This window comes from Streptomyces sp. SLBN-118, assembly GCF_006715635.1.
Classification (GTDB): domain Bacteria; phylum Actinomycetota; class Actinomycetes; order Streptomycetales; family Streptomycetaceae; genus Streptomyces.
Genome location: NZ_VFNP01000002.1, coordinates 2,423,433 through 2,439,044, shown reverse-complemented (window position 1 = coordinate 2,439,044; position 15,612 = coordinate 2,423,433). Strand labels below are relative to the sequence as shown.

Sequence of the window (15,612 nt, the reverse complement as noted above, 5' to 3'; positions counted from 1 at the left end):
AGCACCATCAGGCGAATAGCCCAGCCAGGGACGGCATTTGGCCACACCGCTGCCCGTCTGCCCGGCCGAGGAACGGCTCTTGCCGCATGTGGATTGCGCGTAAGGCGCGCGCCATAGAACATTCGTTCGGCAAGCGGCTTGCGACACCCCGCGTTCGGGTGATTCAAAGAGTGGATCTCGGCTCGCGGCTAGGATCACCGCGAGCTCCTGGTGGAACCCCGGATGCGGGAGAAGGTTTCCACCAGCAGTACATTGGTGTGCGACACGAGCGAGGCGGGGTGGCAGATGACGAACGGGCCGAATGGGTCGGATACGTCCTATTTTGACTACAACGCCACCGCTCCGATCCGGCCCGAGGCCCTCGCGGCCGTCGTCGAGGCCATGCAGTCGGTCGGCAACGCCTCAAGCATGCACCCCCCGGGGCGGCAGGCGGCTCATCGGGTCGACGTCGCCCGTCGGCAGGTAGCCGACCTTCTCGGCTGCTCGCCCGGCGAGATCATCTTCACCTCCGGGGCGACCGAAGCGAACAACCTGGCTCTCCGGGCAGCGTTCACCGCTGGAAAGCCCCTCGTCACAAGCCCTGTTGAGCATCCGGCTGTCCTGGAGACGGCTCGCGCGGTCACCGCCGAGAGTCCTGAAGATCTTGCGCTCCTGCCGGTCGGCGGCGACGGCCTGGTGGATCTCGACGCTCTCGATCAGGTCCTCGCCGCGCGTCCTGGGGGAGTGGTCTCCCTGATGGCGGCGAACAACGAGACCGGGGTCCTCACTAACCTCCGCGTCGCGGCCAAGACGGCCCGTGAAGCCGGCGCGCTCCTCCACACGGACGCCACGCAGATCATCGGCCGCTTGCCCGCGGACGTCGCGGAATTCGACGTCGACCTCTTGTCGCTGTCCGCCCACAAGTTCGGCGGACCGCAGGGAGTCGGCGCGCTGTATGTACGGCGTGGGACCCCACTCCCGCACCGTCCGCTCCTCGTGGGTGGCGGACAGGAGCGGGGCTGGCGCGCGGGCACATTGAACGTGGCAGGGATCATCGGCATGGGGGCGGCGGCCGAGGCCGCGTCGCGCGGTCTCGGCGAGGAGGCTGAACGGGTCGCCGCCCTGCGTGACCGCCTCGAACACCTGGTGACCGGCGCCCTGCCCGAATGCCGTATCAACGGTCGGCGCGATCAGCGCCTGCCGGGCGTGACGAGCTTCACCTTCCCTGGAGTGCCGGCGGACGCGCTCCTGGCGGCCATGCCCGACGTCGCCGCTTCGGAGGGCAGCGCGTGTGCATCCGGCGCTCCGACGCCGAGCCACGTGCTCCTGGCGATGGGTTTGTCCCGGGCGGACGCCGACAGCACGATCCGCTTCTCGCTGGGCTACGCCACCACGGATGCCGAGATCGAGTACGCCGCGCAGGCCGTCAAACGCGCCGTGGCGCAAGTTCGTGCCGCGCTGGCCGAAGCCGACGGTCCCCGCTGACCGTTACCTCGTTTGCCACCTCGTTAGAGCAATCGCATTGGACACAGAGAGGTCCCAGATGTCAGACAGCCGGCTTGGGGAAGCCGCCCTTTTTGCCTTCGCGCGACACGAAACTTTCGCGCCCCGCTTCGGCTGGCTGCACAAGGCGTACATGCAGGTCAAAAGCGACCAGGGTGCGTTCCTCGCGGCCGACGCGCCGGTGTTGCTCGGTGTGGGCAAAAACATGGTCAACGCCATGCGCTACTGGTCACGTGCGTTCAAGCTGACCCGCGAGCACTCGCCTTCGAAGGGCACACAGGCCAAGTTCTCCTATCCCACCTGGGAAGCCCGCTGGCTTCTGGACGAGGACGGTGCGGACCCGTATCTGGAGGAGACGGGCAGCCTGTGGCTGCTGCACTGGTGGCTGGTCTCTTCCCGCCCCGGAGCCAAGAGTCACGCGCCGGCCTGGTACACGGCCTTCCACCTGGCTCCGTTCTCCCGTTTTACGACCGCAGACATGACGCAGGTGGTCACCCGGCATGTGAACTTCTCCTACGACAAGAGTCCGGAAGAGGCGTCGATCGTCCGGGACATCGACTGCATCACCAAGATGTATGCGCGCAGCGCCCCGGAGAAGGCCGGCTCGCCGGGCAGCTACGAGGACCTGCTCGCCTGCCCCTTCCGTGACCTTGACCTGCTCACCTTCGTAGGAACGCGCGGCAAGCCCGAGTGGCAGTTCACCAGCGGGCACCGCACCTCACTGCCTGCCCGGGTCCTGGCCTATGCCTGCCTCGACTACGCCGCCAAGTTCTCCCGCCAGGCCAACTCGATCTCCGTGGCCCGCCTCGCCAACGAACCGGGCTCCCCGGGGCGCGCCTTCCGCGTCAGGGAGAACGAGATCGTCAATGCGCTGCAGAAGGTCACTGCGGACCACCAGCAGCTCAACCTGACCGAGGCCGTGGGACAGCGCAGCCTCGCTTTCACGGCCGACCCCTTCGATCTGGCCTGGGAAGTGCTCGACGAGCAGTACGACTTCGTCACCCGCCGTCCGGGCTTCCCCACCCGTGAAGAGTGGGCCGCCAAGTTCCCCAAGCTCACCAAGGCAGAGCAGAAGGAACTCACCACCAAGGCCACGGACGCCACCGACACCACCGAGATGCTCTTTGCTGAGGAGACCGCGTGACCACCGCAACCCCCGCGCGGACCCCGAGCAGCCCGGCGAGCTCCGCCCCGCAGTTCCCCGTCGGCATCGAACTTGTCGGCTCCCAGATGCGCTCGACCAACCTTGAGCGCGATGTCGAGGACGCCCTGCACGACCCCTACGTCGGCGCCCGGGCCGTCGATGTTATGGAGCGCATCACGAGCGCCCTGGCCGACCAACGCCGCACCCGTGCCTGGTCATTCACCGGCCCCTACGGCTCCGGCAAATCCACCCTGTCCAACATCATCGACGCTCTGCTGGGGCGGGATGCCAAGCGGCGCGGCGAGGCCGAGCGCATCCTCGAAGAGGCCAGCCCCGCCCTCGCCCAGCGCCTTGCCACAGCACGCGACGCCATCGCCCCCGAGGGATTCCTCGGCGGCGTGGCCACCGCGCGCCGCGAATCCGTCGTCGCCACCCTCGCCCGTGCCCTGCACACCGCGGCGGCGCGACGCTGGGGCAAACGTGTCCCGAAGACCATCGCCGCCGCCCTGGCGGCGTGCGCCGACCCAGAGCGCGCCGGGGCCAAGGAGATTCTCGGCGCCGTCACGGCTTTGACCGCCGACGGTCAGCCTCTGCTCCTCGTCATCGACGAGTTCGGCAAGACGCTGGAACACCTCGCCGGTCACAACGAGTTCGCCGACGCCCAGCATGACCTGTTCCTGCTGCAGGAACTCGCCGAGAGGGCGGCTGGCCCCAACGGGCTGCCCGTCTACCTGATGACCTTGCAGCACCTGTCGTTCATGGACTACGCCTCACGGTCCAGCGAACTCAAGACCCGCGAATGGGCCAAGATCCAGGGGCGTTTCGAAGACATCACCTTCGTCCCCCACCACGGCGATTCCCTGCACCTGCTGCGCCGCCGCCTCGACCGCTCGGCCGTCAACTCGGCGGGGCAGGCTCTCATCACCGCGTCAGCCGAGGCATCCGCGGACATCTGGACGCAGCACGGGCTCGGCGTTCTGGCTGAACTCGGCCCCGACCACTTCGCGGACCTCTACCCGCTGCACCCGATCACGGCGTTGGCCGCGCCGATTCTTGCCGCTCAGATCGGCCAGCACGACCGCAGCCTGTCGGGCTTCCTCAACAGCGGGGAGCCCAACACCATCCGCCACTCGCTGTCTCGGCACAGCACCCAGAAGGCGGAGCACGCCAGCACGGTGCGACTGCCGCAGCTGTACGACTACTTCCTCAACTCCGGGCGCACGACCTTGCTCGCCTCCGCCAACGCGAGCCGGTGGATCGAGGTCGACTCGCGCATCCGGGATGCCAACGGTCTCCCGGATGCCGACCAGGACGTGCTGAAGACCATCGGTGTCCTCAACCTGATCGATTCCGACGGGGCGCTCAGCGCCACCGCGCCGATGATTCACTTCGCGCTTCACGACCCCACGGACGTCGCTGACTCCGATGCCTTCCAGGCTCTCGAAGAGCGGCTCGCCGACCTTGTCCGTCGGGGCTTTGTGGTCCACCGTGAGTTCAGCGGTGAATACCGGGTCTGGCAGGGCACGGACGTCGACATCGACGGCCGGCTCAAGGAAATTATCAGCCGCTTCGATGACGCCTCGGTCATCAACCGGCTCGGCAGCCTCGTCCCGCAGGCATTCGTGGCGGGCCGCCACAGCCAGGTCACCGGCATGATGCGCGTGTTCTACACCGCGGTCAGCGGCCCGGAGACCAAGTCTGTCGCCGCCCCGGACGAGCTGAAGGAGCCTGCTGACGGCCTTGTTGTCTTTCACCTCGGTACCGACGCTGACCGGCCCGATGTCCACTCGCCCCTGCCGGTGCTCATCGGCACCACCCCCCACCCCGACGTGGTGCTGACCACGGCCACCTACCTCGTTGCGCTGAAGGAACTCAGCAACCAGCAGGACATCGACCACGTCGCCCGGCGGGAAGTCATCGAGCGGCTCGTGCAGGCCGAGGCCGAGCTGCTGGAGCTGCTGCAGTACGCCTTCTACCCGCCGTCCTCCGAAGCGTCCTGGAGCCTGTGGCACACCGGGATCGCCCCCGGCGAAGAACCCGCCGCCTCCGGCCTGACGGCCCGCAGCCTGAGCGGCCTGGTCTCCCTCGCCTGCGAGTCGGTGTACCCGCACACCCCGCACATCCGCAACGAGATGCTCGGTCGGCACGTCCTCACCAGCCAGGCCGCTCAGGCGCGCGGCATACTGCTGACGGCCATGCTCTCCTCCTCGGGGGAGGAGAACCTTGGCTTTGGCGGCGGTTACAAGGCCGAACGTGCCATGTACAGCGGCGTTCTGGCCTACCTCGGCCTGCACCGCGAGAACGGGGTGGCTCAGGCCGAGAGCCAGCAAGAGAGCCTGCTCCCGTACGGCTTCTCCCCGCCCGGCGAGGGCCACGAGCACGCCCAGCCCGCCTGGAACGCCCTCAACGAGGTCCTGACCAGTGCCACCGAGCGGGTCAGTATCGAGGAGGTCATCCGTGTCCTGATGAGCCCGCCGTTCGGTCTCAAGGCCGGCGTGGTCCCGGTCTTCCTGATCCCCGCCCTGGTCATCCGCCGCCACGACATCGCCCTGTTCGAGGAAGGCACCTACCTGCCCCGGCTGACCATCGACGTGGTCGAGCGACTCGTCAAGGGCCCGGCACGCTTCTCGGTGAAGTACACGCCGGCCGGAGACGGGCAGCGCGGCAGCATCATCAAGAAGCTGATGGTCTCGCTCGGCGTGGAGGCACCGCGCTCCAAGGCCCTGCGCAACCCCGACCTCCTCTCCGTAGCCAGCGCCCTGATCGTGCGTGTGGCCGACCTGCACAAGTATGCCCGCACCACCAAGAACATCTCCGCCGACGCCCGCACCGTACGCACCACGATCGTCGGAGCCCTGGATCCCGACGATCTGATCTTCCATGCGCTGCCGAAGGCGCTCGGCTTGCCCGAGATCCCGGCCCGCACCCGCGCCAATGCGGAAGCGGCGAACATCCACGTTGAACGTCTCACCGCGGCGGCCGACGAACTCGTGGCCATCGACAGCAAGCTGCGGGCCGAAGTAATCAGCGTCCTCGCACAGGAGTTCCGCCTGCCGGCCGAACTGCCAGAACTGCGCGCACAGCTCGCTGCCCGGCTGCGCGGCTTCGCCGGCGCGGTGCTGACTCCGGAACTACGCGGCTTTGTCGACTTCGTCCTCAGTGACAGCCTTGAGGACGACGACTGGCTCGAGCCCATCGTCGTGCGCCTGACCAACTCCGCCCTCGGTGACTGGGACGACCACGAAGCCGAGGTCTTCCCGCAGAAGGCCCGGTCGATGGCTGCGGCCCTTGACCGAGTCGGGCACCTGCACCACGCCGGGAAGGAGGTTCGCGGCCGGGAAGAGAAACTCGACGCTCAGTTGTTGACCTTGACTGACAGCGCCGGCGTGGAACAACGCACCCTGATCTACGTGCCGGAACAGGCCCGCAGCGAGGCAAGCAGCCTCGCGGCCGACGTCCTGAAGCAGGCCGAGAAGGCTCTCGGGCCGGACGGAGCGAGGATCCTGCTCGCGGCCCTCGCCCAGCGCGTGACCGATGCCGCGACAGCGGCGAGTGAAAGGAAGGCACAGGGATGACCGATGGAGCCGACACCCAGAAGGTCCGGCACGTTCTCGGTATCTCCGGCGGCAAGGACTCCTCAGCTCTCGCCGTCTACATGCGCAACCGAGTCCCGGAGATGGAGTACTTCTTCTGCGACACCGGTGCCGAACTCCCGGAAACGTACGAGTACCTCAACCGGCTTGAGGCCGCCCTCGGCAAGTCCATCGTGCGACTGAACGCCGACCGCGACTTCGACCACTGGATGGAGGTCTACCAGGGCACCCTGCCCAGCCCTCAGATGCGCTGGTGCACCAAGAACCTCAAGATCAAGCCCCTGGAAGACTGGGTTGGCGACGACAAGGTCATCTCCTATGTCGCCATCCGGGCGGACGAGAACCGCATCGGCTACGTCAGCACCAAGCCGAACATCGATGCCGTCTTTCCTTTCCGAGAGGAAGGCATCGATAAGGAAGGCGTCATGCGCATCCTCGACGAGGCAGGCATCGGCCTGCCCGGCTACTACGAGTGGCGCACTCGCTCGGGATGCTACTTCTGCTTCTTCCAGCGCAAGCACGAGTGGGTCGGCCTCAAGGAACGCCACCCCGACCTGTACGCCAAGGCCGTGGAGTATGAGGACAAGGTCCGATACCGACACACCGCCATGAAAGGCCGCAACTACACCTGGTCGCAGGGCGAGTCGCTCCCAGAGCTCATAGAGCGCAAGGACGAGATCGAGGCCAAGCATCAGGCAGCCCTTGAGCGCGCGGCCAAGCGCATCAAGCCCAACCGGCCCCTCCTGGAAGTCCTTTCGGACGCGCTCGACTCCGACGACGACGAAGCCGGCTGCTCCGTCTGCCATCTCTGACGCGGACGTGGATGGGTGGACCGGCCGGTGTTCAACGGCCGGATCACGAGTCCGCCGCCGCGTCTCCTGACTGTGCCATCGCGTCATTGGCCCGCTGGCGGTGCAAATCCTCGCTCGGGACGCACCCAGTCGGGTGCGCGACCGGCATCCGCGAGGACAGTGACGCCGTTGTTGCCGATGCCCTTCTCCCCGTGGGCCCTTACGGATCGCGCGTGCGATGTCAGTGGTCGCCCGTATTTTCGGCGTCAGGACTTTTGGGTGCGGAGCGCCACTACGGCGTGACGACGTTCCCAACACGCACCGAGGGCGAAGAGTGGCCGACGGGCAGGGGCGAGTGAGGCCGTCCAAGGGCCTGTGGCTCGGCCAGGCGGAAGCGTGTCGTGGCTACGGCGGTCATGGAGGCGGAGGGATGTGTACGGCCCGGCGGCGGTGCGGGATGAGGGTGCCTGGTAACCGCCGTCGGCAACAGTGGCGTGGCTGGTTGCTCCTCGACGCCGGACTCGGCGAACGTCGCCCGGGCCGACCGGTTGCGAGTGGACGGTCAGAGGCCAATGGGTCTAGCCTATTATTTAGGGCGTCGGCAAGGAGGACCTAAGAGAAGCCTCCATCAAGCCGCCGATTATGCAGAATTGATCGCAGGCGATAATGGGCTTGCGAGGCGCGCATCAGCCGATCTGACGAAAACAGTTCTCCCCAATGGGAAGTGGCTCATCCTAATGGAAGAACCGATCGCCGAAAGTCGCCTCAGGAAGACCATTGAAAGCTACGACCTGAGATCAGAGCACTATGCCGCACGTTTCGAGGATGCAGACTTGCGGACACTCCGGCAGTATTTTCTGGAGTCACTGCCAAGTCGGAATGGTTGGGTCCTAGATGCTGGTTGCGGTGCAGGGCGGGACTGTGAAGCCCTAATGCGGAGTGGCGTCCGAGTCGTAGGCTGTGACTTGTCCTACGGACTGCTAAAGATTGCTCATTCTCGTTTGCCGTCGACTCCACTCATTCAATCAGATATTCGAGCACTCCCCTTTCGGAGTATGAGCTTTTCTGGCGTCTGGTCATGCGCGTCTCTTGTTCACTTGTCTGCAGGGCAGGCGGCACGTGCGCTTGCAGAATTCTGGCGGGTCCTGAAACCGGGAGGAGCTTTGTTCGTAACAGTACGCCACGGCACAGGGGAATGGAGGGAGGCGTGCCGTTATATGGGCGAACGATGGTTTCACCGCTATTCAGAGGCAGACATGAGAAATGCCCTAGACGCTTCTGGTTATGAAATAATGAACGTTACCACAGAAGTTGGAACAATCGGCGGCGATTGGGTGAATGTATACGCCAGGAGGAGTCGATGATGGCCATATTGTCGCGGATAGCAGCGGAGGCCAACAATGCGAAGTGGTGGGTAACGCTTGTTGTTGCTGGAATCGCAGCCTTTGCGGCAATTTCGGCGGCAGTACTGTCTTTGCGATCGGCGAAGTCTCAAGCTGCAAATGCGGAAAAGCAACGTAAGGTAGATTTCCTTCGTCAGCAACTGAACGAGCTATACGGACCAATTTATATGCGAAGGCGCGCCAGCGAGAGTTTGCGCGATATCCTTCCCCACGAGCAAGCTGATGGCAGTCCGTGGCGACTGGTCGATCACATTGAAGATGTCAAGTCAGGCGCCGACCATGCCGAAGTGGAGGCCGTCGAGCAGATACTAGAAATCAATTCTGAGATTGAAAGTATACTGACATCGAAGGCGGGACTGTATGAATCATTCCCTCCGCCGGACATTCTGAGTAAATTCATCGCACACGTCAGACTGCTGCGCATATCGTGGGAACGGGGAGAGAATCAATCAAAAAACCGCATACCGTTCCCCGATGATCTAGATGAATACCTGATGGGCGTGATAGGTAGGCTGAGGAGTCGCCTGGAGGCGCTTGGGGTGACTTACGGAGTGAAGGTCTGAGCCCAGTGGTATGCGTCCACAATTGAAGTGGGCAGCGCCATGAGGCGGAAGGATCCGCTGAATTGCGTGGTGCCTGCGTATGTTTGCGCTTCTCCCTGATCGCCTGGCAAACAGGGAAGCCGCCTGCAAACACGACTGATGACTATCTGCGGTAGGCGGTGGAGTTGCGGCTGCATGCTCCTCTTCTTGGCGCCTGAGGGCCGCTGCACGGCGTCGTCTGCAAAGAGCGCGTTTCAACCGTGAAGTTCAGGTCCCGGGGTGGGCATGGTTCGCGGTCGGGGTGCTCGTGCCCGTCGCGGACGGATCGCTTGTGAACACGCTGCCACGACCGTACACCCGGTAACTCCCATTCCTGAGGAGTGATACCACGGTCCAGGGCATCACGCGATGTGAGCTGCCGGGCTGGGTAACTGCCCCATGAGGGAACGGCCCGGTCTGGATGATCGCTACACTGATTACTGGCGCGGGGGCGCCGAGACCTGTGGATGGTTCACGCATGACACGCCCCTCGCCCAACGACGACTCGATCAGGCCCGGTGAGGCCAGCGGCACCCCGAGTGGTGGTGTCACGCAGGACGACCTGTCGCGGCTGCTCGCCCGTGAGAAGACGCAGGGCGGACGCGCGGCCGTCAAGAAGCTGCTCGGAGAACTCGGCTTCGAAGACTCCGAGGCCCTGACCGAGTTCGTTACCACCAGGCGTGACGCCGAGCAGGCCGCGCTGACGGAGCTCCAGCGACGAGAACAGGCCACTGACGAGAAGCTGAGGGCCGCCGAGGCGCGCGAGGCACAGGCAACAGCGCGGGAGCGCGCCGCCAGCCGACGGGCCGCTCTGGCGGGGCTGGGCGCGGCCGGGGACGACCTGGCCGATGCAGTGCTCCTCATCGATAGGGCCCTCGATGACAAGCGCGACGCCGACGAGGAAGCGGTCGCCGCGGCGGCCGAGCAGCTGAAGGAACGGCGACCGGAGCTTTTCGGCCAGACCCGCGAGACCACGCCGCCCGCCCCGGGAGGATCTCCCGCCGGCGGACCGCCGTCGCGCGGCGGCGTACCGCCTAAGCCTGGCGCGGCCGGACTCGAAATGGCTCGGCGCCGGGGCTTCATCACCGACTGACCACACTCACGCCGTCATGCTCGGCCATGACTCCACCGGCGGGAAGGCCGGACATGGGGACCACGCCCCTCTCTCCTCCCGTGGACGGCGCCACCGCTCGGTGAGTGCGCGAATCCGATTCGCTTCACGTCCACCGGGAGGACGGCTGTGACACTGCAGCCCATCACCACGTCGACGTCGTACACCGCTGACCGCGCCTGGCTCGCGGCACTGCACGGCACCGACTCCACCGAGACCATCACACTCGACGTCGCCAAGCTCAACGCCGGACACACCCAGGCGTCCACGGACACCGCCCAGCCGTACAGCCGGGTCATGTCCGGCGTACCAGTCGGCAAGATCACCGCGTCCGGTCTTTACGGCTCGTTCGACCCCGCCGCAACCGACGGCCGACAGACCCTCGCCGGTCTCGTCTTCGCCGAGACGCTGTTCGCGCCGACCGCGACGAAGGTCCCCGCAGCTCTGCTGTGGCATGGCGTTGTCGTCGCCGCGAAGGTGCCCGGCGGCATCGACACCACCAAGGTCGCCCCGTCCGTGACCGGACCTCAGATCCGGTTCGTGTGAGGGGCGGCCAGCGATGACTATCCAGGACCTGATCAAGAACGTCAGCGCCCACGACCTGACGACCTTTGCCCGCGCCATCCCCTCGCAGAAGGATCACCTGCTCACCCAGGACGGCGGGATCATCCCGACGCTGGAGCAGGACGAGGTGAAGTGGCGCATCCGGGACAACGGCCGGTACGTCAACGTCGCCAAGTACCGGGCGTTCGACGCTTCGGTGCCGTTCGCCAGCCGCGAGGCGTGGCAGACCACCCGCGAGGGCATGCTGCCGCCGCTCGGCCAGAAGCTCCTGGTCGGCGAGCAGGAGCAGATCCTGCTGGAGGCGTCTCGCGGTGCGGACGAGGACCGGCTCATCGAGCTGCTGTACGACGACACCGAGCGGCATGTCGAGGCCATCCGTTCTCGCGTCGAACTCGCCTGGGGCGACGTCCTCACTGACGGCAAGTTCTCCCTGAACGCGGAGAACGGGCTGACGATTGAAGTCGACTGGGGCGTGCCGGCGGGCAACATGCCGACCGCGCCCAAGCTGTGGTCGGACCCCACCTCGGACCCGATCAAGGACGAGCTGGCGTGGATTCAGTACCTCGATGACCGGGGCGCTCCGGCCCCGGACATGGTGCTCACCAGCCGGAAGGCGTTCAGCTTCTTGGCTGCCAACAACGCCTACCGGGCGGCCTACTACGGCAGTGTGAACCCGTCGAACACGCCGACCGCGACGCTGACCCCGCAGCAGATCAACGTGGTGCGCGACAACTACGGCCTGCCGCCGGTCACCTTCTACAAGGGGCAGGTGCGAGTCGACGGCGTGCAGACGAAGGTGCTGCCGGAGGACCGGTGGATCATGCTGCCGCCGGACCGTACGAAGTGGGGACAGACCATCTTCGGCGTGACCGCTGAGGGCCTGGCCCTCTCACGCGGCACGAACCCGGAGATCATAAAGGAGGACCGTCCGGGCATCATCATCACGCGAGGTGCTCAGGATGACCCGGTGCAGATCTGGACCAAGGGTGCGGCGGTCGGCATGCCGGTGCTGCACACACCGGACGCCCACATCGTGGCGAAGGTGATCTGATGGCTCGCCTCGCTGTTGCCGTCCATGTCCAGCATCCCGTCACGCGGGAATGGGTCGTCCTGGAGCCGGGCGAGGAGCCCGGTCCGGAGCTGGCGGCCGAGATCACCAACCCCGCAGCATGGGAGGACGGCGAACTGCCGGACGCCTCGGACGCAGGAGGCGAGGAGTCGCCAGCGTTCGGGTTCACAGGTTCGGGAACGCTGGAGACTGCCTCGGAGCCGGAGCCGGAGCCGGAGCCGGAGCCGGAGCCGGAGCCGGAGCCGGAACTCGCCGCGCCCAGGCGGCGCAGGAAGGCCACCGAAGCCAGCGAGTAAGAGCAGACGACCAACCTCACCCGCCCACGCCCCTCACCCGGGCGCGGGCGGGCAAGGCCATCCAGCGGGAGCAATGATGGACCCGAGCCTTCTGGCCTGGCTGCGGTCGCAGCTCGGCACCGCCACCGGTGAGCAGGAACTCGCGGGCCGCTACGCGCGCCTCGGCCGAGCCCGCGCCGTTGCCGCCGAAGTCCTGGCCGAGCGCCGCGCCAAACTCCTAGCCGAGCCGCTGCGCATGACGGTCGACGGCGTAGTCACCATCGACCAGAGCAACAACCTCGCCGGCCTGGAACGCCAGATCGCCGGACTGGCCGGGCTGGTCGCACCGGACGACTCGGCAGCAGGCGAAGCTGGCGCCGACCTGGTGACTGCTCCCCTCCTTCCCGCCCGCCGCGCACGGTAGACCGGCATGCCGTACGAATGGCCACCGCTGGTGCCTGGCGACCCGGACGAGGTCGCTCGCCGGGTTGCGGCGGTACTCGAGGAAGCGTGGCAGCGTCTAGCTGACAAACAGCGCGCCGTCATTGCCCGGTTTGCGGACAATCCAAGGACGCCACACACCCTTGTGACGCTGGAGGAGTTCAAGCAGGCGATCCGGGCCTTCCGCCGACGTGTCGACCAGGAGGCCCAGCAATTCGTCCAGCGGCAGCTGCCTCACCTGTACGAGGAAGGCGGACGTGCCGCCGCCGAGGCCCTGGGGGTGACCTTCACCTGGACCACATTCCACCGCGACGCCCTCCAGCTGCTCGCCTCCGACTCGTACGCAGACTTCCTGCGCCGTTCTCAGGAAGCCGAGCGGATGGCGAACCAGTTCTACCGAGCAGCAAGGGAAGCCGCACGCCGAGAAGTTCCGCTGCTCGCCGCGGGCAACAAGACGGCGAAGCAGGCCGTGAAGAACTTGGCCTACAGGCTCGCCGCCAGCCACAAGCTGACTCATGTCATCTACCGCAACGGCGCCCGGGTTCCGGTCCGCGCGTGGGCCGAGGCCGCCACGCTCACCAAGTCGGCCGTCGCCTACAACGCGGGAACGCTCAACCGGACCCGCCAGGCCGGCTTCAGCGTGGTGGAGGTCTTCGACGGCTTCGACTGCGGCTGGACCTCTCACCAGGACCCGGACAAGGCTGCGAGGACTCTCCGGACGGTTGAAGAAGCGGCGGAATGGCCGATCTCACATCCTCGATGCCGACGTGCCTTTGGCCCGCGGCCTGATTGGGCGTTGGCCTAGATGATCGATTCCCAGGGCTAGGTGATCAAACGGGTCAGTGATCGAAAGGGGTGACGCACCGGCAAGTAGTGCTGGGAACGTGGTGCCCGCCCCTGTGATCAAGCCAGGGACTGGGGGGAACCCTCGTACGCAGTCTGAAAGGGCTGCTTCGTTGTCGTACTGGACCGTCTAACCTGCGGAGCATGATTCGTGCGGTGGTATTCGACGTGGGCGAGTGTCTTGTTGACGAAACCCGGGAGTACGGGACGTGGGCTGACTGGCTGGGAGTGCCGCGGCACACCTTCGCGGCGATGTTCGGGGCGGTCATCGCGCAGGGACGCGACTACCGGGAGACGTTCCAGGAGTTCCGTCCCGGGTTCGACCTGACCGACGAGCGGGAGAAGCGTGCGGCTGCCGGGAAGCCGGAGTGGTTCGGCGAGGGTGACCTGTACCCGGACGTCCGGCCTTCGCTGGCTTCTCTGCGTGAGGCGGGGCTGTGGGTGGGCATCGCCGGGAACCAGACCGTGCGGGCTGGCGGTCTGCTGCGGGGGCTGGACCTTCCCTCCGACATGATCGCCACCAGTGACGACTGGGGGGCGTCGAAGCCGGACGTGAAGTTCTTCGAGCATGTCATCGACGCGACGCCTGCTGACCCGGGGGAGATTCTGTATGTCGGGGACCGGCTCGACAACGACATCCGCCCGGCCGTGCAGGCGGGGCTACTGACTGCCCTGATCCGGCGTGGTCCCTGGGGCACGATCCAGCAGCGCGACCCGGACGCGGATGCGATCACGACGATGCGCATCGACTCGCTCGCGGAACTGCCAGAGAAGATTGCCAAGTTCAACGCTGAAGGGCGCTGACCGTCGTGCCCCAGTCGTAGAGACGGTCGTCGAGGTCCCGGACGCACTGCTCGTTCTGCCAAGGGGCGAGCGTGCGCCGGACCTCGCGGATGCGGTCCATGCCGGTGGCGTACCAAGTGATCGCCAACTGGTCGAGGGCCTGGATGGCGTAGCGGCATGCATCCTCTGGCCTTCCGTCCGCGGCTTCGACCGCAGCTAGGTCGCCGAGGACGACGGTGCGCTGTTTGTCCGATTCGGGTGGCAGGCCGTCGAGCACCTCGTGGAGTGTTTGGCGCGCTTGCGGCACGTGGCCGGCCTTCAACTGCGTGTTGCCTTTGAATGCGGACAGGCGGACAGGGCTGAACCAGTCCAGCCACTCAGGAGTGGCGTGCTCAGAGTTTGTGGAAAGTGTGTCCTCGGCATGACGGATCAAGCGCAGCGCCGCGTGTGGATCTCCGCAGCGTGTCTCGCATTCCGCTTCAACGGCATCCAGCCACGCCCAGAACTCCCCTGACGCCTGTCCGCGGCGAGCGTATGTACGGGCGGCCAGCATGCGCTCGATCGCTGCCTCCCGGTCCTTCGCCCAGCCCGGGATGAAGGCCATGTGCGTGAGGATGGCTGCTCCGAGCAGTGGGTCGTCTGCTTCGCCTGCCGCCTGCAGGGCCCGAAGAAGAGTCTCTGCAGCCTGGTCGGGTTGTCGCAGGTCGAAGAACTCGATACGGCCGGCCAGCAGGTAGGACTCGGCCAGCGCGGCCGCGAGGGTTTGTCGGGCCGGGTTCGCCGTCTCCGGGAGGAGGGCGCAGCCGAGACGGGCATGCTCCAAGACCGCCGGGTGCAACACGGCAGGGGCGACAGACCAGTACAGGTGCCGATGCGAGCGCGTGACAGCCTCGAAGTCCCTGCCGACAGTTGCTGGTTGCGTTGGGGCTCCACCTTGAGCGGGGACGGACGCTAGCCGTGCTCCGGACAGGGAAGCGCGCGGCGTGTTGTCGATTGCTGTGCTGGGCTGGGTTCGCGTGCTTCCCCACGGAGGCGTGAATCCGAGGTCCACCATGCTCTGTCCCAGCAGGTGAGTCAGGACTCGGTGGACATCGGGCTGCGGCCAGGGTGGTGTAGCGGACTCCCAGCGTCGGATCTGCCGAACGCCGACAGCCAGACCTCTGATGCCCAGCTTCGGCGCCGCCTTGGTGATGGCGTCGGCCAGTGCTTGCTGGGAGTTGTATCCGGCGGCCAGGCGTGCGGCCTTGAGCCTGGTGTTGCCTGAGGGACGGGACATAGATTTCCTCCGGGGCGAGCTCTCGTCAGAGAGTGACATGCGATGTCCTAACGGCGGCGCAAAATCATCCACGGGGCCGCAACAAAGCCCTGTATAAGTCCGCTTGATGACCTGTCAGAGTCCTCGAATAGGACGTCTTGGGTCAGCATGATGGCACTTCGTCACTACGAAACCACGTCCCGTCACACTGCTCCGCGCACCACAGGACGGCGGGATTGGGGGACGAGGGCCGGTGCCACTGTGCCCGGTCGCCGCA

General features: G+C 66.2%; 14 protein-coding genes. 13 read left to right on the top strand and 1 reads right to left on the bottom strand.

What is annotated here, in order from left to right; genetic code table 11:
• Positions 1–285: 285 nt before the first annotated feature.
• The 13 genes from FBY35_RS29580 to FBY35_RS29520 all read left to right on the top strand — a co-directional run bounded on the left by FBY35_RS29580 (position 286) and on the right by FBY35_RS29520 (position 14,101).
• On the top strand, positions 286–1,464 hold the full coding sequence (locus tag FBY35_RS29580; protein WP_142217011.1) for a cysteine desulfurase family protein: 1,179 nt from the start codon (positions 286–288) through the stop codon (positions 1,462–1,464).
• A gap of 58 nt (positions 1,465–1,522) precedes the next feature.
• Positions 1,523–2,626, top strand: a complete 1,104-nt coding sequence (locus tag FBY35_RS29575; protein WP_142217010.1) for a DUF4007 family protein — start codon at positions 1,523–1,525, stop codon at positions 2,624–2,626.
• Complete coding sequence (locus tag FBY35_RS29570) at positions 2,623–6,201, top strand: ATP-binding protein (RefSeq protein ID WP_142217009.1); 3,579 nt, start codon at positions 2,623–2,625, stop codon at positions 6,199–6,201. Before FBY35_RS29575 ends, FBY35_RS29570 begins: the two co-directional genes overlap by 4 nt.
• Complete coding sequence (locus FBY35_RS29565; protein WP_076684136.1) at positions 6,198–7,031, top strand: phosphoadenosine phosphosulfate reductase family protein; 834 nt, start codon at positions 6,198–6,200, stop codon at positions 7,029–7,031. Before FBY35_RS29570 ends, FBY35_RS29565 begins: the two co-directional genes overlap by 4 nt.
• A gap of 551 nt (positions 7,032–7,582) precedes the next feature.
• The gene (locus FBY35_RS38150) at positions 7,583–8,374 is read left to right on the top strand and encodes a class I SAM-dependent methyltransferase (protein ID WP_142217008.1); all 792 of its coding nucleotides are present in this window, start codon (positions 7,583–7,585) and stop codon (positions 8,372–8,374) included.
• Positions 8,371–8,976, top strand: a complete 606-nt coding sequence (locus FBY35_RS29555; RefSeq protein ID WP_142217007.1) for a hypothetical protein — start codon at positions 8,371–8,373, stop codon at positions 8,974–8,976. Before FBY35_RS38150 ends, FBY35_RS29555 begins: the two co-directional genes overlap by 4 nt.
• Before the next feature lie 496 nt (positions 8,977–9,472).
• Positions 9,473–10,087, top strand: coding sequence for a hypothetical protein (locus FBY35_RS29550; protein ID WP_142217006.1), 615 nt, complete (start codon positions 9,473–9,475; stop codon positions 10,085–10,087).
• Between the two features lie 147 nt (positions 10,088–10,234).
• Positions 10,235–10,651, top strand: a complete 417-nt coding sequence (locus tag FBY35_RS29545; RefSeq protein ID WP_142217005.1) for a head decoration protein — start codon at positions 10,235–10,237, stop codon at positions 10,649–10,651.
• A gap of 13 nt (positions 10,652–10,664) precedes the next feature.
• A complete protein-coding gene (locus FBY35_RS29540; protein WP_142217004.1) occupies positions 10,665–11,720 on the top strand; it encodes a major capsid protein in 1,056 nt (351 codons plus the stop codon).
• Positions 11,720–12,034 carry a hypothetical protein gene (locus tag FBY35_RS36520; protein ID WP_186357097.1) on the top strand — a complete coding sequence of 105 codons (315 nt, stop codon included), beginning with the start codon at positions 11,720–11,722 and terminating at the stop codon, positions 12,032–12,034. The genes FBY35_RS29540 and FBY35_RS36520 overlap by 1 nt, the downstream gene beginning before the upstream one ends.
• A gap of 73 nt (positions 12,035–12,107) precedes the next feature.
• The gene (locus FBY35_RS29530) at positions 12,108–12,437 is read left to right on the top strand and encodes a hypothetical protein (RefSeq protein ID WP_260848852.1); all 330 of its coding nucleotides are present in this window, start codon (positions 12,108–12,110) and stop codon (positions 12,435–12,437) included.
• Between the two features lie 6 nt (positions 12,438–12,443).
• Positions 12,444–13,259 (top strand): hypothetical protein, encoded by an 816-nt coding sequence (locus FBY35_RS29525; protein WP_142217003.1) that lies wholly within the window; start codon positions 12,444–12,446, stop codon positions 13,257–13,259.
• 182 nt (positions 13,260–13,441) lie between these two features.
• The gene (locus tag FBY35_RS29520; RefSeq protein WP_142217002.1) at positions 13,442–14,101 is read left to right on the top strand and encodes an HAD family hydrolase; all 660 of its coding nucleotides are present in this window, start codon (positions 13,442–13,444) and stop codon (positions 14,099–14,101) included.
• Here the strand turns inward: FBY35_RS29520 and FBY35_RS29515 are convergent.
• Entirely contained in the window at positions 14,082–15,356 is a 1,275-nt protein-coding gene (locus FBY35_RS29515; protein ID WP_142218232.1) for a lipopolysaccharide assembly protein LapB, read from the bottom strand. The two genes, FBY35_RS29520 and FBY35_RS29515, sit on opposite strands and share 20 nt — an antisense overlap.
• Positions 15,357–15,612 lie beyond the last annotated feature (256 nt).

Excerpts from the sequence above, each read along its gene's own strand:
- FBY35_RS29580 (WP_142217011.1), top strand. The coding sequence starts at position 286 with ATGACGAACGGGCCGAATGGGTCGGATACGTCCTATTTTGACTACAAC.
- FBY35_RS29575 (WP_142217010.1), top strand. The coding sequence starts at position 1,523 with ATGTCAGACAGCCGGCTTGGGGAAGCCGCCCTTTTTGCCTTCGCGCGA.
- FBY35_RS29565 (WP_076684136.1), top strand. The coding sequence starts at position 6,198 with ATGACCGATGGAGCCGACACCCAGAAGGTCCGGCACGTTCTCGGTATC.
- FBY35_RS38150 (WP_142217008.1), top strand. The coding sequence starts at position 7,583 with ATGGGTCTAGCCTATTATTTAGGGCGTCGGCAAGGAGGACCTAAGAGA.
- FBY35_RS29555 (WP_142217007.1), top strand. The coding sequence starts at position 8,371 with ATGATGGCCATATTGTCGCGGATAGCAGCGGAGGCCAACAATGCGAAG.
- FBY35_RS29550 (WP_142217006.1), top strand. The coding sequence starts at position 9,473 with ATGACACGCCCCTCGCCCAACGACGACTCGATCAGGCCCGGTGAGGCC.
- FBY35_RS29540 (WP_142217004.1), top strand. The coding sequence starts at position 10,665 with ATGACTATCCAGGACCTGATCAAGAACGTCAGCGCCCACGACCTGACG.
- FBY35_RS36520 (WP_186357097.1), top strand. The coding sequence starts at position 11,720 with ATGGCTCGCCTCGCTGTTGCCGTCCATGTCCAGCATCCCGTCACGCGG.
- FBY35_RS29530 (WP_260848852.1), top strand. The coding sequence starts at position 12,108 with ATGATGGACCCGAGCCTTCTGGCCTGGCTGCGGTCGCAGCTCGGCACC.
- FBY35_RS29525 (WP_142217003.1), top strand. The coding sequence starts at position 12,444 with ATGCCGTACGAATGGCCACCGCTGGTGCCTGGCGACCCGGACGAGGTC.
- FBY35_RS29520 (WP_142217002.1), top strand. The coding sequence starts at position 13,442 with ATGATTCGTGCGGTGGTATTCGACGTGGGCGAGTGTCTTGTTGACGAA.
- FBY35_RS29515 (WP_142218232.1), bottom strand. The coding sequence starts at position 15,356 with ATGTCCCGTCCCTCAGGCAACACCAGGCTCAAGGCCGCACGCCTGGCC.